Source organism: Parabacteroides sp. HGS0025 (genome assembly GCF_000969845.1).
In the GTDB taxonomy this organism is placed as follows: Bacteria; Bacteroidota; Bacteroidia; order Bacteroidales; family Tannerellaceae; genus Parabacteroides; species Parabacteroides gordonii.
Map to the genome: position 1 here is coordinate 613,516 of NZ_KQ033903.1, position 21,499 is coordinate 635,014.

The 21,499-nt window shown below is 42.4% G+C and carries 22 protein-coding genes and 1 riboswitch; of the genes, 17 read left to right on the plus strand and 5 right to left on the minus strand.

Annotated features, from left to right (window positions below; translation table 11 throughout):
- Positions 1–590: 590 nt before the first annotated feature.
- A complete protein-coding gene (locus HMPREF1212_RS19545; protein WP_046150762.1) occupies positions 591–2,942 on the minus strand; it encodes an ABC transporter permease in 2,352 nt (783 codons plus the stop codon).
- Between the two features lie 201 nt (positions 2,943–3,143).
- On the opposite strand from HMPREF1212_RS19545, the gene HMPREF1212_RS19550 reads away from it, so the two are divergent.
- The 5 genes from HMPREF1212_RS19550 to HMPREF1212_RS19570 all read left to right on the plus strand — a co-directional run bounded on the left by HMPREF1212_RS19550 (position 3,144) and on the right by HMPREF1212_RS19570 (position 7,461).
- Positions 3,144–4,130, plus strand: a complete 987-nt coding sequence (locus HMPREF1212_RS19550; protein WP_046150763.1) for a sensor histidine kinase — start codon at positions 3,144–3,146, stop codon at positions 4,128–4,130.
- A gap of 108 nt (positions 4,131–4,238) precedes the next feature.
- Entirely contained in the window at positions 4,239–4,565 is a 327-nt protein-coding gene (locus tag HMPREF1212_RS19555; protein ID WP_028726419.1) for an ArsR/SmtB family transcription factor, read from the plus strand.
- Positions 4,566–4,639: 74 nt separating this feature from the next.
- Positions 4,640–5,449 (plus strand): arsenite methyltransferase, encoded by an 810-nt coding sequence (gene arsM, locus HMPREF1212_RS19560; RefSeq protein WP_028726420.1) that lies wholly within the window; start codon positions 4,640–4,642, stop codon positions 5,447–5,449.
- Between the two features lie 240 nt (positions 5,450–5,689).
- Entirely contained in the window at positions 5,690–6,742 is a 1,053-nt protein-coding gene (gene bla, locus HMPREF1212_RS19565) for a subclass B1 metallo-beta-lactamase, long type (protein ID WP_052725052.1), read from the plus strand.
- Positions 6,739–7,461, plus strand: a complete 723-nt coding sequence (locus tag HMPREF1212_RS19570) for a carboxylesterase family protein (RefSeq protein ID WP_046150764.1) — start codon at positions 6,739–6,741, stop codon at positions 7,459–7,461. Before bla ends, HMPREF1212_RS19570 begins: the two co-directional genes overlap by 4 nt.
- Here HMPREF1212_RS19570 and HMPREF1212_RS19575 read toward each other — a convergent pair.
- The gene (locus tag HMPREF1212_RS19575) at positions 7,447–7,866 is read right to left on the minus strand and encodes an ACT domain-containing protein (RefSeq protein ID WP_046151247.1); all 420 of its coding nucleotides are present in this window, start codon (positions 7,864–7,866) and stop codon (positions 7,447–7,449) included. The genes HMPREF1212_RS19570 and HMPREF1212_RS19575 overlap by 15 nt on opposite strands.
- Positions 7,867–8,056: 190 nt before the next feature.
- Here HMPREF1212_RS19575 and HMPREF1212_RS19580 point away from each other — a divergent pair, with 190 nt between their 5' ends.
- The 7 genes from HMPREF1212_RS19580 to HMPREF1212_RS26770 all read left to right on the plus strand — a co-directional run bounded on the left by HMPREF1212_RS19580 (position 8,057) and on the right by HMPREF1212_RS26770 (position 13,211).
- Complete coding sequence (locus HMPREF1212_RS19580; protein WP_232430166.1) at positions 8,057–8,407, plus strand: hypothetical protein; 351 nt, start codon at positions 8,057–8,059, stop codon at positions 8,405–8,407.
- A 93-nt stretch (positions 8,408–8,500) separates the two neighbouring features.
- Positions 8,501–8,884: a hypothetical protein gene (locus HMPREF1212_RS19585; protein WP_046149985.1), complete on the plus strand. Its 384-nt coding sequence runs from the start codon at positions 8,501–8,503 to the stop codon at positions 8,882–8,884.
- A 50-nt stretch (positions 8,885–8,934) separates the two neighbouring features.
- Entirely contained in the window at positions 8,935–9,801 is an 867-nt protein-coding gene (locus HMPREF1212_RS19590) for an IS3 family transposase (protein ID WP_232430167.1), read from the plus strand.
- A gap of 408 nt (positions 9,802–10,209) precedes the next feature.
- Positions 10,210–11,493 (plus strand): hemolysin family protein, encoded by a 1,284-nt coding sequence (locus HMPREF1212_RS19600; protein ID WP_046150767.1) that lies wholly within the window; start codon positions 10,210–10,212, stop codon positions 11,491–11,493.
- A gap of 8 nt (positions 11,494–11,501) precedes the next feature.
- Positions 11,502–12,134, plus strand: coding sequence for a DedA family protein (locus tag HMPREF1212_RS19605; protein WP_046150768.1), 633 nt, complete (start codon positions 11,502–11,504; stop codon positions 12,132–12,134).
- Between the two features lie 58 nt (positions 12,135–12,192).
- A complete protein-coding gene (locus HMPREF1212_RS19610) occupies positions 12,193–13,002 on the plus strand; it encodes an MBL fold metallo-hydrolase (protein WP_046150769.1) in 810 nt (269 codons plus the stop codon).
- 23 nt (positions 13,003–13,025) lie between these two features.
- Positions 13,026–13,211, plus strand: a complete 186-nt coding sequence (locus tag HMPREF1212_RS26770) for a hypothetical protein (protein WP_232430168.1) — start codon at positions 13,026–13,028, stop codon at positions 13,209–13,211.
- A gap of 1 nt (position 13,212) precedes the next feature.
- Here HMPREF1212_RS26770 and HMPREF1212_RS19615 read toward each other — a convergent pair whose 3' ends face one another.
- Entirely contained in the window at positions 13,213–14,271 is a 1,059-nt protein-coding gene (locus HMPREF1212_RS19615) for a winged helix DNA-binding domain-containing protein (protein WP_052725053.1), read from the minus strand.
- Complete coding sequence (locus tag HMPREF1212_RS26775) at positions 14,268–14,453, minus strand: hypothetical protein (protein ID WP_081693248.1); 186 nt, start codon at positions 14,451–14,453, stop codon at positions 14,268–14,270. The genes HMPREF1212_RS19615 and HMPREF1212_RS26775 overlap by 4 nt, the downstream gene beginning before the upstream one ends.
- A gap of 96 nt (positions 14,454–14,549) precedes the next feature.
- Positions 14,550–14,681: riboswitch (FMN riboswitch) on the plus strand.
- 124 nt (positions 14,682–14,805) lie between these two features.
- Between HMPREF1212_RS26775 and ribB the strand changes: the two genes are divergently transcribed.
- The 3 genes from ribB to HMPREF1212_RS19630 all read left to right on the plus strand — a co-directional run bounded on the left by ribB (position 14,806) and on the right by HMPREF1212_RS19630 (position 18,426).
- Positions 14,806–15,435, plus strand: coding sequence for a 3,4-dihydroxy-2-butanone-4-phosphate synthase (ribB, locus tag HMPREF1212_RS19620; protein ID WP_046150770.1), 630 nt, complete (start codon positions 14,806–14,808; stop codon positions 15,433–15,435).
- Positions 15,436–15,666: 231 nt separating this feature from the next.
- Positions 15,667–17,100 (plus strand): aspartate ammonia-lyase, encoded by a 1,434-nt coding sequence (locus HMPREF1212_RS19625; protein WP_046150771.1) that lies wholly within the window; start codon positions 15,667–15,669, stop codon positions 17,098–17,100.
- A 132-nt stretch (positions 17,101–17,232) separates the two neighbouring features.
- On the plus strand, positions 17,233–18,426 hold the full coding sequence (locus HMPREF1212_RS19630) for a DUF418 domain-containing protein (RefSeq protein WP_046150772.1): 1,194 nt from the start codon (positions 17,233–17,235) through the stop codon (positions 18,424–18,426).
- 36 nt (positions 18,427–18,462) lie between these two features.
- Here HMPREF1212_RS19630 and HMPREF1212_RS19635 read toward each other — a convergent pair whose 3' ends face one another.
- On the minus strand, positions 18,463–19,476 hold the full coding sequence (locus tag HMPREF1212_RS19635) for a LacI family DNA-binding transcriptional regulator (RefSeq protein ID WP_046150773.1): 1,014 nt from the start codon (positions 19,474–19,476) through the stop codon (positions 18,463–18,465).
- Between the two features lie 164 nt (positions 19,477–19,640).
- On the opposite strand from HMPREF1212_RS19635, the gene HMPREF1212_RS19640 reads away from it, so the two are divergent.
- Together HMPREF1212_RS19640 and HMPREF1212_RS19645 are read left to right on the plus strand one after the other, a co-directional pair.
- The gene (locus tag HMPREF1212_RS19640) at positions 19,641–20,573 is read left to right on the plus strand and encodes an aldo/keto reductase (protein ID WP_046150774.1); all 933 of its coding nucleotides are present in this window, start codon (positions 19,641–19,643) and stop codon (positions 20,571–20,573) included.
- Positions 20,570–21,493, plus strand: coding sequence for an amidohydrolase family protein (locus HMPREF1212_RS19645; protein ID WP_046150775.1), 924 nt, complete (start codon positions 20,570–20,572; stop codon positions 21,491–21,493). The genes HMPREF1212_RS19640 and HMPREF1212_RS19645 overlap by 4 nt, the downstream gene beginning before the upstream one ends.
- The last annotated feature ends 6 nt before the right edge of the window (positions 21,494–21,499 follow it).

Sequence of the window (21,499 nt, forward strand, 5' to 3'; positions counted from 1 at the left end):
GTAAATAAAGCAACATACGGTATTTCTGATTTTACAGATTATCAAAATGTCATTTCATCCCCTTCGTAAAGATTCCATACGAGAAAGAGTAAGTGCTCGTATGTTATTACTTGGCTCCTGGAGAGTTGTATACATACAAAATATCGCTATTATTGAATATTATCGCACATAATAACACTTATCAGCCACAACAACACCCCCAGACATAACTTTTATGCATATTTCAAGTTACTATTGATATTCATAACCCGCACACTTTTTCAGTCATTCTGGAAAGAAAACATGTTCAAAAACACACCTTTCAGCCACAAAAAAGCTTCAAAAAGAATACACGCGCGTCTAAATTAACATATTTTCGCTTTAAAACAAACCTATTTTCTACTTCAAGAGAATTTCATTTCGTTTTAAACGAACTTGAAATTCGTTTAAAACGAAATGAATAGTTGAAACCCAAGAACCAACTTGTTAATTAATGTATATAACAATTATACAGAACAACTATTTGAGCATATACACCTGTTACGAAAAACGCATATATACAGACATATCAACATGTATTTAGCGATATTTTTATCATTATGACAGCTCTTTTACTCATCCCTCAACGCTTTAACCGGGTTTCCGGAAGCAGCCCTGAAGCTATGCCAACTGACAGTTAATAACGTTATACCGACAACAATTAATAGTGACAAAATATATGTCCAGACGCTAAAACTCGCCCGATAAACAAAACTTTGCATCCATTGATTAAGCAGCCACCAGGTTATAGGGACAGCAACAACGAAAGCGCTCCCAATCCATATAATAAACTGACGATTGAGCAGTTTTATAATCTGCCAGGTAGTCGAGCCGTTTACTTTTCGGATCCCGATCTCTTTTGTTCGTTGTTCGATAGCATACAGCGCCATACCAAAAAGCCCGAAACAGGTGAGCAGAATACTGATAACCGAATACATCATCAACAAGTCAGACAATTCGAAAAGTTTCTTATTATTACCCAGCACTTTGTCATACAGGCTCTCATGTTCAAGGTATTTCCCCGGATAAAGTTTATCCCATTCCCTATAGATTTGTTTGATAACCGAAGTATTTCCGGGAGCGATACGGATTTTTAAGTTAGTTCCATCCCTGGTATAGCCAATAATACCTTTATCTATAGGCGTCTCAAGACTATTAGGGATATAAAGCTTAAAATAATCTTCAACAACCCCGGCAATAACATGATCATCTCCAAAAGGAGGACGATCCTTCAATCGGGGTTCGTATTCTTTTATAAGACTCCCGACAGGCAGTTCTCCATCCGGGAACAAGCTTTGAGCCCATGTACGGTTTAGATAAACCGGATGCGGATACCTTTCTATCGCCTCTTTCCAGGGCAGACCTTTCAATAGCTTATAGCCCATAACTTCCATTATTTCTTCATCGCCATCCTCTGAAGTATAAGATTCATATGTACCATCCGGCGAAAACTCACCGAGAGGCCATTCATATATGGGATTGCTTAATGCCACCGCCTGTATGCCCGAAAGAGAACCGATATTTTCTTTAAGCCGGAACATAGATGTCTCGTTATCTCCGACTGAAAAAGTATAAATTCCTTTATAATTTTCAGCCTTATCATATAAAAGCGAGATTTGCCGCCGCACGGAAATATTACCGATTATCAGGATAAATGAAATAATAAACTGAACGATAGCCAGAGAGGTAATGATACGCCCTTTTGCTTTTCCCCGGTAGAAATTGTTATACATGGAAACCGACATATCCGGTAAACGCCGGCTCATATACAAAGCAGGAATACACGCCAGAAAAAGAATAAACCCGAATGTAACCGGCAACATCTGACTACTATACAGGAAATTGACCGGAACCTGAATAGACATGATGCGATTCATTATCCCCAACAGGTCGAATTGTATCAGTTGTGCAATCAGGAAACCGAAACCAACAGTCATAAATGTATCAGCAAATAATTGCATGCTCAATTGTCCGCTTCCTGCACCCATCAGTTTCTGTATATGCAGGGAGTATAACTGTTTGAATACACGTGAAAAGCTCAGATTAACATAATTGAAACAAGCTATGACCAATATCAGAATAGCAGAAAAAAGAGCGATAAACAGTAATGTCGTATTTGGTTTCTTCAATGATGACGGGAGCGTTACCGTATCAAAACAGGCCTGTTGAATAGTGAAGAGTTCATTTTCAAAATCTTGACCATCACTTCTCTGAAGAACCAAACGCCCTGTTTTAGCCTGTAAGTCGGGAACAGAGACATTCTTTTTCAGCAGAAAGAAATTTAATCCGGAAGAGGGATCGCCAAAGAATAAAGCATCAAAGCCGAAAGCAGCCTGACTGTTATCTTTTATCACAGCAGAAACAGTAAAAGTCAATAAACCTTTTTCATCCCCGAAATCACTAGGGCCAAATAGTATCTGAACCGTTTGTCCTATCGGGTCACTCTCTCCGAATAAACGTTTTGAAAAAGATTCTGTCAGGACGATCCGATCCGGCCCCACCTGGGCATCTGCAAAACTCCCCCTTACAATTTTCTGAGGAAAGAATGAAAGGAAAGCACTATCCGACTCTATTACTTTGATGTCTTTGAAGAAGTTCTCTCCGGCTTTACAATAGGTAACCATGAAATAAGGATGTACACGGCACGCCTTATCCAATTCCGGGACACGCTCGAGTAACTGGGAAGTGATATCCCGTGAGACCGTATTAAAGGCAGTCATTCCTGCCCCCGAAATAGTTTGTTTAACCACTACCATCCTATCCTTATTCGGATTCTCCTGTTCTATATTGTACTCATGGATAACAAAAGCGGCCAGTAAATTGGTACAGGCGATACCTACTGCCAGGCTGAGAATAGAGATTACAGTAAATGTTTTATTACGTAACCAACTCCGAAATATAAGTTTGAATGATATGTTCCTCATGATATTTCTGTTTTTTGTCAAAACTAGTCAGTCCCTGTCTGCCTGACAACAAAAATAGCGTTCCTCTATAACAAAGAGGTGAAATCGTCTAAATTTTAGACAATTTCGGGAAGTGGCTATCCATAAATCAGACATTCAGCCGAAAGCAGAGTACTTTGAATGCATCATGTTAGTTTAAATTGTACTTTTGCAATAAAGGATATGCTGAATCGCAGATTACACCGGGTCATTATCAGCGGGATAACAGGAATTGTGTTATTCTCAATTTCAGGTGCCTGGCTTTTGATCAGCCGGACTTCCCTATTCTTTGCTTTTGTCTGTATCTGTATGATCATAGCTTTGGCTATTATGCTGATAAGGAAAATGGACAAGACAGACCGCCAGTTGGAAAGCTTCTTCAGCGCAATCAATAATAACGACTTCAACGCCCACTTCACGGAAAAAGGGGACGACAAATTCCTGAACGGATTATTCCGGGAGATGAACCGGATCATCACACAATTTGAAAACAATCATACCGAATTAGAGGAACGGCGATTCTATTACGAGAGTATCATTCGGGTATTGACGCATGAAATCAGAAATTCCATTACACCTATAGCCTCTTTGTCGGCCGACCTGATTAAATATAATGATGAATACGGAAAAGAAGGAACAATTGACGGACTGCAAACCATTAACCAGCAGGTACAACAGCTGAATACTTTCCTGAATGCCTATCACCGGTTAACCCACCTCCCTGACCCGGTCAAAGTAAAAGTAAAAATCAGCACTTTGTTTGATAAACTTGACCGTTTATTAAACTCGGAACAAGGCAGTGAGAACATCCGTTATATTTCACCGGAAAACATAGAAATCCTACTGGATCAAAACTTAATAACACTAGCACTCATTAATCTTATCCGCAACGCCTTACAGGCCACCGCAAATAACCCGGAGCCACAAATCAGGGTTGAGTCAGGAAAAGAAGCTACCTTTTCATTCATACAAGTAACTGATAATGGGGAAGGCATTCCGGAAAACCGACTGGAAGATATCTTCACCCCCTTTTATTCCACCAAAAAAGAAGGAAGCGGAATAGGATTGCCACTATCCCGCCGCATTATGCAACTCCACGGCGGAGAACTTATTGTGACCTCAGAGCCCGGAGAAGGAACAGTGTTCCGCATGGCATTCCCCGGCTTTTGACACCTGTCAAAATCATACTAAACCTTTAAATAGACTAAAAATACCAAGTTACATTTGGAAAGCAGAATATTATTCGTAGTTTTGCGAACAACAAACAGCAAAGGAATAATGAGAACGAAACAGTATACAAAAGAACAAGAGCAGATTGCCCGTTTTGCTAAAGCGATGGGACATCCGGCACGGATGGCTATTCTTAATTTTTTAGCCAAACAGGATAGTTGTTTCTTCGGAGATATCCACGAAGAACTACCAATTGCTAAAGCAACTGTTTCACAACATTTAAAGGAATTAAAAGATGCCGGATTAATCCAGGGAGAAATAGAAACTCCTAAAGTCAGGTATTGTATCAACCGGGAAAATTGGGAACTTGCCCGCAATTTATTTGCTGCTTTTTGGAATAATTGTAATTCTACAAATACATCGTGCTGTGAATAACAGCACCTTTTTTTGAAAATATTGTTCGTTTTTTTACGAACAACCTAATGGGTTTAATTTAAATAAAAAAGAATATGAAAGAGAATCAGGATTTAAAAGAATTGGTAAAACAGCGTTATAATGAACTAGCATTAGATTCCGACACGCTAAAAGGTTGCTGCTGCGGCAAATCTCCGGCAACCCCATCAAAAAAAGTATTCACTATAATGAGTGAAGACTATAAAAACCTAAAAGGATATGAACCCGATGCTGATTTAGGAGTTGGATGTGGATTACCCACCCAATATGCCAACATCAAAAAGGGGGACACCGTTATCGATTTAGGTTCAGGAGCAGGAAATGATTGTTTTATAGCCCGCTCGGAGGTTGGTGAAAGCGGCAAAGTCATCGGCATTGATTTTGCTCCTCAAATGATAGCTAAAGCACGAGCCAATGCACTCAAGCGGGGATATACGAATGTTGATTTTTTAGAAGGAGATATTGAAAATATACCTTTACCGGACAATACTGCAGATGTGATTGTCAGCAACTGTGTATTAAACCTGCTTCCTCAAAAAAATATTATTTTCAAAGAAATCTACCGTGTATTAAAACCGGGTGGACATTTTTGCATCTCTGATGTCGTACTGAATGGGATATTCCCCAAAGAGTTTACCGACAATGCCGCTATGTATGCAGGCTGTATCGCTAGTGCCATTCAAAAAGAAGACTATTTAGCAGAGATAGAAAAAGTGAATTTCACAAATATCCGTGTGGAAAGGACTAAGACAGTAATTATCCCCGATGAAGTACTATATGAACATCTGGATGAAAATACAATTCAGAAATATAAATCAGGAAATGTCGGAATCTACTCTATTACAGTAACAGGAGAGAAACAATAGATAATGATAGTTTTAACCTTATATAGATAACGGTTATCAGAGTTTATCAAATATCTCTCTAACTGTTATCTACAAAGGTTAAAAGGACCATTCTTGAATATAAATTGTTGCCATTCAACTCTCTTTCTCTTCTGTTTTCTTCAACGCAGAAAAGACTGCATAATCTTATGTGTCAAACATTTTAAATTTTGATATCTTTGTACACTCTGACTAAAACAGCAGAGCCACAAGAAGATAATCATGAGAAAATTCATCACACTCATCATATCCGGATTAATCCTTATTTCCTGTTGTCCCATTTCATACGGACAAGAAGTAAGTATTTCTGAAAACCTCAAAATAATAAAGTTAACAGAACATACTTACCTGCATACGAGCAAGGACAATAATGGTATTATATTTATTAATAAAGGAGAGGCTATCATTGTTTCCACACCGGAAACAGAGATAGAAACCAAAAATCTTATTAATTGGGTTAAAAACCAAAAACTAGAAATAATAGGATATGTTATAGACCGGTGGCATCCCGATGCTATGGGTGGAATCAATGCAGTAAATAGTTACGGCATAAAAACATTTGCAAATGAACTCACCCGAAAGATATGTAAAGAGAAAAATTTACCTGTTCCTCAAACAGGGTTCAATCCAAAGTTGGAGCTAACCGTTGGTGGAGAGAAAGTTATCGCACATTACCTGGGAGCGGCACATACTGAAGATGGCATTGTCGTATGGATCCCTAAAGATAAGGTATTATTTGGGGGAAATGAAGTGCGAAGTATCGGAGGTTGGTATGGCAATATAGGTGATGCTAATCTAAAAGAATGGTCAAATACAATACTAAAAGTGAAAGAAAATTACGGAACCGCAAAGATCGTAATTCCCGGGCACGGAAAATATGGAGGTATCGAGTTACTTGATTATACAATTAATATATACAAACCTAGTAAATGGGGGCATATTTTAAAAACAAACCAAATACAAGCACAACCTGTATTCAATGATTATGATGATATATTTGAAGTTGCACAATCAGATTCCATCGTAGGGAATAAACGCTATTTAAAGAATGCCGTCGTTTTTGTCAATCACAGTAAAAAATACCTGAAAGTGACCTCTCCGGAGATTATGCATAGTGTAGATGATAAAATGATTTTTTCCGATTTCGGTTACCTACAAATATTCAACAAAGAAACAAATGAGTTGATTGAAGAATTGTATTATAAGCAACTCTATGTAAATTTGAGAGAAGATGAAGTTGAATGGACAATTATAATAAAAGAAGCAATAAGATGAGAACAATATATTTACTCCTGATTTTTACTTTTTATATCTGCGGGTATATCAACTCACAGTCAAAGTCCAGAGCAGATTATGATTATCTGGTATACTTACCTAAAGATTATTCCGGGCAAACCAGAAATTATCCTCTTGTAATCTATCTTCATGGAGGATCGCATAAAGGGAATGATTTAAACAAATTGAAGGAGTACGGATTGCCTTATTTAGTGGATCAGGGTAATGAATTTGATTTTATTATAGTATCACCCCAATGTCCTGATAATAAATATTGGTCTTCGGATAATTGGTTTGAACCGTTATATGAAAAAATAAAAGCAAAGTATAGGATCGATCCCGACAAAGTTTACCTCACCGGTATAAGTATGGGAGGATATGGTACATATATCGTCGCGATGGATCATCCTGATAAGTTTGCAGCAATAGTACCCTTATGTGGAGGTTGTAATGACAGCGATACAACCCGTATATGTAATCTCAAAAATATTCCAATATGGGCGTTTCATGGAACTGCCGATAATTTGATACCTATCACAGAAACAGAACGAATTGTAAACACATTAGATAAATGTGAAGGAAAAATTAAGTTTACAAAATTAGAAGGTGAAGGACATGGCATACAGTATCTTTACGAAAAGCATCCTCAAATATATGAATGGATGCTTAAGCAAAGTCGATCCAATAATCCGCAAAAACAAACGTCAGGCGTTAACTAAAGATTCCGCTTGTAATTCCATTATAGCCTCCATCGCCTGCCCGGCTTTCTCCTTTTGAATAAATATATGGTCGTGATAATAAGCCGCTACAACATTAGCACTGATATCTTTTGATGCTAGTTTTGTGGCTATGGCAGCGGTTAATCCCACAGCATTAAGACTTGAATGAACTGTGAGTGATATTAATTTATAGACAGTATCAAAACGGATACCGTTCGATAACGCATCATCCGTTGTAATAATTAATGTCAATCCCTCTTTTTCCCGGAAAGTACCAATCGGGGTTAAATCCGTTATTACCTCCATAGAAAGGGGATTATCAAACGTACAGAATACAAATTCCCTACTATCTAATTCCGGTTTCATAGAAGACAATAATATCTTCAAATCCTCAATTCCTGCCATAAGTTTATTCATTAGTTTATAGTATACTTACAACAAATATAATACTCTTACGGAAAGAAACATAAGAAAGATACTCAAATAGATGGTTGTTAAAGCAAATTCGTTAAAGTAACACAAAAACGCGTTGAATACTATGTTCCGAACGGACGAATATGTATTTTCGTACCCAAATTCAGCTGTACATTATTGCATGGCATTTACGCAACATACGATTTATACTGTCAAAGCACGCGCAATCTGTATCATCATGTTATTCCTGGTGTTACTCGATGTATTCGGATACGTTGTGCCCAATTATGATACACATACAGCAGACCAGACGGAAATTTCCAACCAGGCGGAAGATACCGACGAGCCGGGTAATACAGACGAACTGTTTTACCGCAACGGGAACCGTCCCGTTCATCCCCTGATTCCGGTTTGTTCCGTACCGCTTCCCGACCTGTTCACACAGTTGGTTCATATCGATTACTATATCCCCGTTAACAACAGGCCTGCCCCACGGCAGATACATTCCTTGTTCTGCACATTCCTTATTTAGTACACAGCCATATTCTTTCACCGGACGAAAGCATAATATCATGTCTTATACTGAATAGGGTTTACACCCAGTGTAACCATAAAGTGTAAAAAAATGCAAAAGCGTAAGAAATGTCATTATGAAGAAAGTTTCAAATTAGAGGTTCTAACAGACTACTATGCCAGTGGCAGCAGTGTTCGTTCAATAACATTGAAGTATGGTCTAAGCTGTACCCGTGTGCTTTTATCCTGGCTGCAACGCTATCCTATTGATGGCAAAGAGTTATCTTTGTCAGAAGAAGTAATAAGCAAGCATATGGCAAAGATTGAAGACCGATCAAATCCCCGGTCCGAAAAGGCGTTAAATCAACGTATAGCAGAGCTTGAAAAGGCTCTGTGGTATGCCAATCTCCGGGCTCGCGGCTTGGAGCTCCTCATTGATGTAGCAGAGAAGAATGAGGGCATAAGCATCAGAAAAAAGCCTGGTGCCAAACAGTAACTCTCCTGCGTGAAGAGTATCAGCAAGAAAGTGTTGAAACTCTTTGCGGATTGTTTGGTAATAGTAGGCAAGCCTACTATCAGTACAAGAAAGAACATGCTGGCCAAGAGATCGTGGAGAACATGATTTGTTCGGCTGTAAAGGAATATCGAATGGAAGATCCCGGCATAGGTGCTTTTAAACTGTATCTAATCCTTTGTGATCTCTATGGGCGTGATCAAATGATGGGACGTGATTCTTTTTACAAGCTTCTACGGCGTAAAAATCTGATGCTCAAGCCTTCCCAAGGACGTCGGACAACAAACTCCAATCATCGGTATCGCAAGCATAAGAACCTGATAAAAGGCTTCACACCGGATGCGCGTAATCAATTGTGGGTAAGCGACATAACCTACATACCATTAAAAGATACGGTTTGCTATCTGCATCTGATAACTGATGCTTATTCTCATAAAATAATTGGTTGGTGCATGGCTCCCGGGCTTCATGCCGTTTATACGTTAAGTGCTTTAAATCAGGCCATAAAACAGGTTGGTAGTGAACCTCTGTCAGGACTGATTCATCATTCGGACAGAGGCGTCCAGTATTGCTGTGACTTATATGTGCAGACATTGACTGACCATCATATAGCTATCAGTATGACAGAGGATTACAAGCCAACAGACAATGCTGTAGCCGAGCGGGTTAATGGAATAATCAAACAGGAGTGGCTTTACAAGATGGGGGTGTTTGAGAAGCTGGAAGAGATAGAAAAGAAAATGTGTCAAATCATTGATTTCTATAATACCAAGCGTCCTCATATGAGTAACAATATGCTTACTCCCGAGAAAGCCCACCAGGGCACAGGGGTATTGAAAAAGTACTGGAAAAACAAAGTTTATACACCTAAAGAGGCTATGAATCAGGATTATGTATAACTTTGCAAGACCCGGAAAGAATAGGCGATGGTTTATGCCATTGTTATTCCTAAACAAGAGGAAGGGCATCGAGCCCTCCCACTTGTTCCCCCGGAAAGAAAGAGGCTCCGGATTGTCCATTGTTGACCGTGTAAACTTTTTTAGTAAGACACGGTTAGCTACTGTAAAGAGTATCAGTATGAATAAACTTATTTTGACAAGTTTTTTAGTATTGAAGTAATTAATTTGTAAACCTATTTCAGGTAAAGTCATCATATATTATAAGACTGCTGTATCATATATTGTGATACTCCATTCTCATATATTATAATATTCTTGTATCATATATTATGATACTACCACCGCATGCAAACCATCCGACCCCGCCCATAAGACATTTAAATAATAAACTAAAACAGTATCATTTTCATGAACGAAATAATAATAATCATTTCACTTATCCTATTGAACGGCATATTTGCCATGTCTGAAATCGCATTAATCTCCGCCCGCAAATCGAGCCTGAACACTGACGCAAAGAAAGGCAGTAAAGCGGCTAAACTGGCCCTGAAACTGGCAAATGAGCCGGACCGTTTCCTCTCGACCATTCAAATCGGCATCACACTGATTGGTATCCTGACCGGTATCTATTCCGGTGCAGCTTTGACGGACGACTTCTCGGTTATCCTGAAGAATTGGGGAGTATCCCCTCTCTACGCATCCCTCATTGCCCAGGGGTTGATTGTTGTAGCCGTCACTTACCTGACCTTGATATTCGGCGAGCTTGTCCCTAAAAGAATCGGTTTGAGTATTGCAGAAAAAGCTTCCAAAGTTGTTGCCCGCCCGATGTATATATTATCGCTGGTAGCCGCCCCGTTTGTATGGCTGCTGTCGAAAAGTACTTCCTGCATGTTCAACCTGCTGGGCATAAAGGACTCGGATAATAAGGTGACGGAAGAAGAAATCAAATCGATCGTACAGGAAGGAAAAGAAGGCGGAGAAATACAGGAAGTAGAGCAGGACATCGTCGAACGTGTTTTCATCCTGGGCGACCTGAAGGTCAGCTCCATTATGACACAGCGGAATGAAATCATCTGGCTGGACTTGGATATGGATAAGAAGCAAGTGAAAAAGACTATCGAACAGGAATTATATGAAATGTATCCGGTGACCGGCAAGAAAAAGGGAGACGTGGAAGGAGTCATCTTCCTGAAAGACCTGGTTCTTCATCTGGATACACCTGATTTCAATCTGGAATGTATCGTCCGCCCGGCTTTCTATTTCCATGAGAACATGAGTGTATATAAGGTGCTTGAAGAAATGAAAGAACAGGGAATAAGCCGCGCTCTTATATGCGACGAATTCGGTATGTGCCAGGGAATTATAACACTCAGGGATATTCTGGAAGCCTTGTTAGGCACCATCAACGATACGCAGAAGGAACCGGAGATTATCCAACGGAGCAACAACGACGGCTGGTTGGTCGACGGACAGTGTTCTTTTTATGATTTCCTGTCTTATTTCGATAAAGAAGATTTATATGAAAGATGTAACTATCATACGGTAGGAGGATTATTGCTGGAACAGTTGGGACATATCCCTCAATCCGGAGAACAAGCCGAATGGAACAACTTCCGCTTCGAGATTGTTGATATGGATGGAGCCAGAATAGATAAAATCCTGGTTCAGGTACCCAACGATAATAATGCATAAAATACCCTATGGACTTTTCAGATCTGATCCAATGGTGCCTGGAGCACCTCAGCTATTGGGTGATTTTAATCCTCATGATACTTGAAAACTCGCTGGTCCCGTTACCATCCGAGTTGATCGTCACACCTGCCGCCTACAAGGCGGCAAACGGTGAGATGAATATTTTCCTCGTGATACTTTTCACAACCTTGGGAGCGCTCATCGGGGCGTTAATCAATTACCATCTCGCCCTCTTCGTCGGCAGACCCATCATCTATAAATTTGCCGACAGCCGTTTCGGCCATCTGCTCGGCATAAACCGGCAAAAGATAGAGTATGTGGAGGCATTCTTCCTGAAACACGGCAAGATATCTACTTTCTTCGGAAGGTTAATACCGGCCGTGCGACAGTTCATTTCCATTCCTGCCGGACTGGCACGAATGCGGCTTCCCGCCTTTATCCTGTTCACAACGCTCGGTTCGGCCATCTGGAACAGTATCCTGGTGCTGCTCGGATATTACCTGGCACAGATACTTCCTGAAGACCGGTTACTGGAAGAACTGGAGAGATACAGCAGGGAAATAAGCTATGTTTTTGTGGCATTGGTAACACTCGCCCTCATTACCTGGTATCTGAAAAGGAAACTAAAAGCATGTCGATAATACTTGCATAGCCCTGCATAACCCTATATCTTTGTATGCTTAACAGAAAGATATATTTATGCAAAATACAGAACTTATCATACTGGGAACGGGTAATGCGACAGTTACCCGTTGCTATAATACTTGCTTTGCGTTGAAACAGAACAACGATTTCCTGCTGGTGGATGCCGGTGGAGGAAACGGCATTCTCACCCAATTGGAAAAAGCCAATATCCCTTATTCCGCGATACATGAAATATTTGTAACCCACGCCCATACCGACCATATCCTGGGAATAATATGGATGATACGCATTATTGCTCAACAAATGAATAAAGGGAAATATCAGGGAACATTAAAAATATATGGGCATGATAAAGTTATAAAAGTTCTGAATACTATTTGCGAACTGATATTGCCCTCCAAAATAACGGCACATATCAGCCGGGATATCCAATTATGCGAAGTACACCATGGTGAAACCTTTACAGCAATCGGCTTGGACTTCCAATGTTTCGACATTGGCTCGACTAAAGAAAAACAATACGGATTCCGTACCGTACTTCCAGATGGCAAGAGCTTGGTCTGCCTCGGAGACGAACCGTACAATGAAGCCAACCGCCCATTTGTTGCAGATGCCGATTGGATGCTATGCGAAGCCTTTTGTCTATACGAAGACAGAGAAACCTTCAAGCCGTACGAAAAACATCACAGTACGGCTCTGGATGCCGGAAAGCTCGCTCAACAACTGAATATCAAGAACCTACTGTTATACCACACGGAGGACAAAACCCTCGCTACACGTAAAGAAAAATATACGGCCGAAGCACGGGAGAACTTCTCCGGGAATATTTTCGTCCCGGAGGATATGGAGGTCATCACATTATAACAGCACCCGACAGAGAAGAGGCGATGATGAAGCGGCTAATGATAGAACGTGCCCAAAAACGAATCATACTTGCAGACAGCTACAAACTGAATACGGCAGAAGCCTATACGGTAGCCTCTTTGGGAGACATAGATTATCTGGTTACCGAAGACTGTAAAATCGATTATATCAAACAACACTGGCCCAAAGGTGATTATATTGTTTTATAACTTATAAAACAAAACGTTTGTATCTATCTGCCTCCTTTTCTATTTGCTCATCATCCGGCTTTTGATATTCACCGAAGAAAGAGGTTTCAATGGAGATATCTCCTTTCTTTACTGTTTTCTTCCAGTTACCGATAATCCTTCCGTTGTGTAATATGACCGGATAAAATATACCGAAATTATTAAATGCCTTAGGATGATGCTCCTTATCCATTGCCGCCGTACGATCCTTATAGCTGATCAGATATTCGTCGTAAGGCGGTAGGAAATGCAACACATCACTACTTTTTATCCTCTTGCCCCACTGTTGATGTACAAATAAGTTTTGAGAGGCAAACTTCTCTTTTATCAGTTCCGCATCGATCAAGCCTATGGCCTGTCGGGCATCAGTGACAGGTAGGCCGGACCACCATACAAAATCCTCCAAGCTCGCAGGAGAATGGCTACAGAAATACTTCCTCGCGAGTAAAGCCAGCGCCTCTTCCCGAGGCAAATCTTTTGCCATCGGAGCCCGCTCTTCAAGCAGTGCATAAGTAAACTTACCGCCTTTATCATTGCCACTGCATATAATTCCTTCCTGTTCTGCCCGTGTGAAAAGATAGCCTAACTTAGGGGAATCGGGAAGAATGCCGGCCTTTACGATCTCGTCTTCCAGTTCTTGCTTTGTTAGGTGATTATTTCCCTCCAATATCTTTACAAACAAATCATTGGCTTTTGTATAAACACTTTCCGCGATATCAACTCCATTCCCTTTCGCAAACGAATTGCAGGCAGCTATGATCCGCTGCGAGGAAAGTTTCAACATCCAGCGGATATCTTCGGCAGTAACAAAATGCCATGTAGGCCGCATCACATGGGTACGGAGAATGTCACCTCGCCGGATAGCCTCATCAACGGCCTTGATCTTTGGCGATTTTAGCCTGATACCCAGTGCCCATTTCACCCTCGGATAATCCTGCGCCTGCATAGCTCCCATCCACGATACAAGATCTTTCGGATCATTGAATTCAGGCTTCACCAACTGTTGGCTTCGTAAACGGATATCAGTAATCATATGGATCATTGGTATTTACTAAAATTATATTTCTCACGTAAAGCCTGTTGTTCTTCGATGCTTAACGAAAGAAAATAGGCTTTCCAACCCGGACAAAAATTAATGTGCCAACGCCAGAAACGCCCCATTAAAGACTGCGGTTTTCTATCGTGCTTCGCCCGTAACGGGCATTCATTACAATGGTGCTTCATAAATTTGATTTTGTGGATATGCACAAATGTAGTAAAAAACCTTATTTAGTCGGTTCATTTCTGTTTGTTTTCCTAATTCTTTCTATTTTTGCACTCAGTATTCTTCGGGGCAGGGTGAGATTCCCTACCGGCGGTGACAGTCCGCGACTCTTCTGGACGTATGAACAGGAGACTGATTCGGTGAAATTCCGGAACCGACAGTTAAAGTCTGGATGAGAGAAGAAGACAGTATTTATCGATATGACATTTCTACCAACATAATATATATGTAGGGGAAAATGTTGCATCTGCCTCCCTTTGCCCTGTCGCATACCTTAATTTATAAACAACTACTTAATAACAGGGTTTGAAAATGAAAACTATCAAAGATTTCGGCGTTGACTACAAGGCACGCGTAGAAAAAGCAATCAGCTATTTGCAGGCAGGAAAAGGTATTTTACTAGTCGACGATGAGAACAGGGAAAATGAAGGGGATATCATCTATTCCGCAGAAAAAATGACCGTAAAAGATATGGCCCTGATGATCCGTGAATGTAGCGGAATAGTATGCCTCTGCCTCACTCCTGAAAAATGTAATTCGCTCGGGCTACATCAGATGGTAGAAGACAACACAAGCAAAAACCAGACAGCCTTTACGATCTCCATCGAAGCGAAAGAAGGCGTTACCACCGGTGTCTCTGCTGCCGACCGTATACAAACAATCAAAACAGCCATCGCCCCCAATGCCCAACCGGAAGACCTGTCTCACCCGGGACATGTTTTCCCTTTACGAGCCAGAGAGAATGGAGTTTTAGAAAGAAGGGGGCATACCGAAGGAAGCGTCGATCTGGTAAAACTTGCCGGTCTGGGAGACACGGCTGTTCTTTGCGAACTGACCAACGAAGACGGAACAATGGCACGCCTCCCCGAAATCATCTGCTTCGCCGCTCACCATGATATGACCGTCGTTTCCGTAGACGATATATGCAGATACAGACAGTAATATCACCTGTTAGCTGATATTTCCGGTTAGTGTCTGCGGATATTAACCGAAAATATCATTTTAACACCAAACAATCACATCATACGCATTTCAAATAAAACATTGACACATTTTAAATACGCCAAAACATTTTTTGATTTCAAATTGACATTTCATATCTTTGTCACGTAAACAAAAGACATTCGCATTTTACATGCATTTAATATAAACATTATAAAACTACGTATTGATATGAAGACTGAATTTACAGGCAAAACCCGCACCGAAAGCGACCTGATCGGTGCACGGGAAATACCGGCCGAAGCATTATATGGTGTACAGACACTCAGAGGAATCGAAAACTTCTCCATCAGCAAATTCCATCTCAACGAATATCCGCTATTTATCAACGGACTCGCAATCACCAAAATGGCGGCCGCCGAAGCAAACTTCGCCCTGGAACTACTGACAGACGAACAATACCGTGCCATCACACAGGCCTGCCGCGAGATATTGGACGGACAACACCATGAGCAATTCCCAGTCGATATGATCCAGGGGGGAGCCGGTACGACCACCAATATGAACGCCAACGAAGTCATAGCCAACCGTGCCCTTGAAATCATGGGACACCAGCGGGGAGAATATACTTATTGTTCACCCAACGACCACGTGAACCGTTCGCAATCGACCAACGATGCCTATCCGACAGCGATACATCTGGGTATGTATGCCACACATATCCGGTTGATCCCTTACCTGGAAGCGCTGATCGCTTCTTTCCGTAAAAAAGGAGAAGAGTTTGCCCACATCATCAAAATGGGACGTACCCAGTTGGAAGATGCCGTTCCTATGACATTGGGACAGACATTCAATGGTTTCGCCAGTATCCTGCAGGATGAGATCGCTCATCTGGATCATGCGGCAAATGATTTCCTGACCGTCAATATGGGAGCGACAGCTATCGGTACAGGAATTTGTGCAGAACCGGGATATGCAGAAAAATGTATCGAAGCTTTACGTAAAATCACCGGATGGGATATCAAATTGTCTGCCGATCTGGTCGGTGCCACTTCCGACACCTCCTGCCTGGTAGGTTATGCCGCTGCCATGAAACGGGTAGCCGTCAAAATAAATAAGATATGTAATGATCTTCGCCTGTTGGCCAGCGGCCCGCGCTGTGGGCTGGGTGAGTTCAATCTGCCGGCAATGCAACCGGGATCTTCCATCATGCCGGGAAAAGTAAATCCGGTTATTCCGGAAGTAATGAACCAGATCGCCTACAAGGTGATCGGCAACGAGCTTTGTGTGACAATGGCCGGTGAAGCTGCCCAAATGGAACTGAATGCGATGGAGCCGGTAATGGCACAATGCTGTTTCGAGTCTGCCGAATTACTTATGAACGGTTTTGAGACACTTCGTACCCTTTGTGTAGAAGGAATTATAGCCAATGCCGAACATTGCATCGAAGAAGTACATCACAGCATTGGTGTAGTAACAGCTTTAAACCCGGTTATCGGTTATAAGAACTCCACGAAAATAGCCAAAGAGGCATTGGAGACAGGTAAAAGCGTGTATCAGCTGGTACTGGATCACGGCATCCTGACGAAAGAACAACTGGATACGATTTTAAGCCCGGAAAATATGATCCATCCGGTAAAGCTGGATATTCATCCGGCCAAATAACTTATCCATCGATTTGCTATCACTTAAAAGGAAGTGTATCTGAATATAGACAGATACACTTCCTTTTTTCTGTCATTTTCTTATATTTGTACCTTCATTAATTCTAAACCAGGAAAAACAATTAATCAATCGATGAACACGCAACAATCTGCAATCACAAAAACGTCCCGTATAGAGGTCGTTGATGCTCTTAGAGGCTTTGCCGTCATGGCAATTTTACTAGTTCACAGTCTGGAACATTTTATCTTTCCGGTTTATCCGGATGCTGCCACCCAACCGGGTTGGCTGAATATCTTGAATGAAGGAGTATTCAGTATCACCTTTTCTCTTTTTGCCGGGAAAGCGTATGCGATCTTCGCCTTATTATTCGGTTTCACCTTTTATATCCAATATACCAACCAGCAAATGAAGGGGAAAGATTTCGGATACCGCTTCCTGTGGCGTCTGCTTCTACTGGCCGGTTTTGCAACATTGAATGCTGCCTTCTTCCCGGCTGGCGACGTATTACTCTTATTCAGCATCGTAGGTATATTTCTTTTCCTCGTGCGCAAATGGAGTGACAAAGCTGTACTTATCACGGCCATTATCCTGCTGTTACAACCGGTAGAATGGTTCCATTATATTGCAAGTCTCTTTAACCCCGAATACACCTTGCCTAATCTGGGAGTCGGAGAAATGTACGGAGAGGTTGCCGCCTATACCAAAGAAGGTGACTTCGGAAAATTCATCCTCGGAAATATCACCTTAGGACAAAAAGCCAGCTTGTTCTGGGCAATAGGAGCCGGACGTTTCCTGCAGACAGCCGGATTGTTTATGCTCGGATTCCTGATCGGCAGGAAACAGCTATTCGTCACATCCGACAACAATACTCGTTTCTGGATAAAAGCCCTGATCATTTCAGCTATCGTCTTCTGCCCGTTGTATCAGCTAAAAGTCATGCTATATGATAACAGCGACACCCCTATTATTCAACAAAGCGTCAGCGTCATTCTGGATATGTGGCAGAAGTTTGCCTTTACGATCGTACTGGTAGCTTCATTCATTCTGTTATATCAGAAAGAGGCGTTCAAGAAACTGACTTCCGGACTGCGGTTCTATGGTAAAATGAGTCTGACGAACTATGTATCACAATCTATATTTGGTGCAATTATTTACTTCCCGTTCGGATTATATCTGGCACCTTACTGCGGCTACACAATCAGTTTGCTCATTGGCTTCGTCCTGTTCCTCCTGCAGGTCAACTTCTGTAAATGGTGGCTGAAAAGTCACAAACAAGGGCCACTTGAAAGCCTGTGGCATAAACTTACCTGGATCAATTCCAAATAAACATGTAATGAAATGGCATTTCGGTACGGGAACAAACTATTTTATCGAACTCTCCCGTACCGACAGATGGGTAGGAACAACGATCTGGCGGGGTTTCTCCCTTTTTTTTATCTGCTTCAGTAACAGGCAGCAACACTCCTCTCCCATTTTATAAGTCTGGTGAGTGACGGCGGTAAGGGCTGGTTCCACATAGTTGGAATGTAGCTCATCGGTATAACCGATGAGCGAGATATCGGAAGGGATACGCAAACCATGCTTCTTGATTTCCTTCATGGCGGCAAAGGCCAGCGTATCATTCATGGCAAGGATCGCATCGGGCGGCGCCGGCAACGAAAGCAGGCGGCTGCATCCTTCACGTCCTTCGCTGTAAGTCATCTTTTCACAGATTATCAACTCCTCTTCAACCGGAATACCCAGTTCGGCAAGTGCTGCCAGATATCCGGCTTTACGCTGTCGCACGATCTCCAGATGATCGGAACCACCGAGAAAAGAGACCCGTTTAGATCCCGTTTGTAACAAATGTTTGGTCGCTACGAGAGCCGACTCCATATTATCCGCCACCACCGAAGGGATAGCGTTCGGCATGCATACCCGGTCGAAAAAGACCAACGGGATATCCATATCGGACAGAGAAAGGAAATGGGAATAATCGATCGTTTCCTGTGAGAGACAAGCCAATATACCTTCCACACGCATATTCACCAGGTCTTCCACACAATGCAGTTCCTGTTCGTACTGCTCGTATGAGGAGGTGATGATAACCGAATAACCGTTCTGCCGCGCCACATCATTTATGCCGCTGATGATGGAAGAATAGAAATGAGTAACCAGATCGGGCACGATAATACCGATAATACGCGGTGTATTCTTCAGCAGGCTAAGGGCAAAAGGGTTGGGACGATAGTTCCACTGCTCGGCAAGCGCCTTTACACGCTCCCGCATCTCGGGACTGATCTCATAACTGTCGTTCAGTGCCCGTGAGACAGTCGAAACAGAGACTCCCAGTTCGTTTGCGAGGTCTTTCAATGATATGTGTCTTTTCCTGGCCATCGGGGTTTATTCAGTGACACAAATATAAGGTTTTTCCGATAGCAAGGTACTGATTTCCTGCTTTTATTACGCAAACGTTTGCGTAGATTTTTATGTATAATGCGGTTATAATCAATACATAAAAGCTATACATTTGGCTTCTGACAACTTTAATCATACAAATTATGAACTATTCATATTGCGGAAAAACAGGAATGAAAGTCCCTATCCTAAGCTACGGCGCATCGTCGTTGGGCAGTGTATTTCACGAAACGCGCGAAGCAGAAAGTATCAAAGCTGTCTTCACCGCTGTAGAAAACGGGATGAACTTTATCGATGTCTCCCCTTATTATGGACACTATAAAGCTGAAACAGTCTTAGGAAAAGCACTGAAGCAAATCCCGCGTGAAGCCTATCTGCTCTCCACCAAAGTAGGCCGTTACGGGAAAGACGGAGTGAACACCTGGGATTACTCTGCCCGCCGGGCCACCGAAAGCGTCTATGAAAGTATGGAACGGTTGCATATCGAACAGATCGACCTGATCAACGTCCACGATATCGAGTTTGCCGACCTCAACCAGGTCGTTAACGAAACACTTCCGGCTCTGGTAGAGCTGCGTGATAAAGGCATCGTGAAGCATGTCGGCATCACCGACCTGCAACTGGAGAATCTGCAATGGGTAATAGACCGTGTACCGGAAGGAACTGTCGAAACCGTTCTCAACTTCTGCCATTACTGCCTGAATGATGATAAGCTGGCTGATTATCTCGACTATTTCGAAGCGAAAGAGATCGGTGTGATCAATGCTTCCCCTCTGTCGATGGGTTTGTTGTCGTTGCGCGGCGTACCCAACTGGCATCCGGCTCCGGCATCACTGGTAAAGGCTTGCCAACAGGCGGTACAGCATTGCCAGTCGAAAGAGTATCCGATCGAGAAGCTGGCTATTCAGTATGCTATCAGCAATCCACGGATCGCTACGACTCTGTTCAGTTCGGCCAACCCGGAGAATGTACTGAAGAATATCCGCTATGCAGAAGAACCGATCGACTGGCAACTGGTACGCGAAGTACAGGAAATCATCGGAGATCAGAAACGCGTAAGCTGGGCGAACTCATGAACAGAACAATCATAGATGCCCACTCCCATCTGTGGCTCCGGCAAGATACCACTGTCGACAACATGCCCATCCGCACACTCGGAAACGGCCGTTCGCTCTTTATGGGTGAAGTACGGCAGATGCTTCCCCCCTTTATGATCGACGGGAAGAACAGTGCGGAAGTTTTTCTATCGAACATGGACTATGCACAGGTAGCAGCAGCCGTTGTAACGCAGGAGTTTATCGATGGGATACAGAATGACTACCTGTTGGAAGTAGCTGCCGAATATCCGGAACGCTTCTTCGTCTGCGGACTTTGCGAGTTCCGCCGTCCCGGTTATTTTGTACAGGCACAACAACTCATCGCACAGGGTTTCAAGGCAATCAAGATACCGGCACAACGCCTGTTGCTGAAAGAAGGACGTATCTTCCTCAACTGCGATGAAATGATGCGTATGTTTCACTATATGGAAGAACACGGGATCATCCTGTCTGTCGATCTGGCGGATGGCGACACACAAACAGCCGAATTGGAAGAAGTAATACAGGAATGTCCTGCGCTGAAGATAGCCATCGGCCATTTCGGGATGGTGACGCGTCCGGATTGGCTCGCACAGATACGTCTGGCACGCTATCCGAATGTGATGATAGAATCGGGGGGCATCACCTGGCTGTTTAATGACGAGTTTTATCCGTTCGATGGTGCCGTTCGTGCCATTCGCGAAGCTGCCGGACTCGTAGGAATGGAGAAACTGATGTGGGGTTCCGACTATCCGCGTACAATCACGGCCATCACCTATAAAATGTCGTATGACTTTATCGTCCGCTCCAAAGAACTGAGCGAACAGGAGAAAGACCGTTTCCTCGGAGAGAATGCGATTGCTTTCTACGGATTCCGGGATCTTCCGGTGTTACCTTATATAAAGAATATGTCCGAGTAGAATACC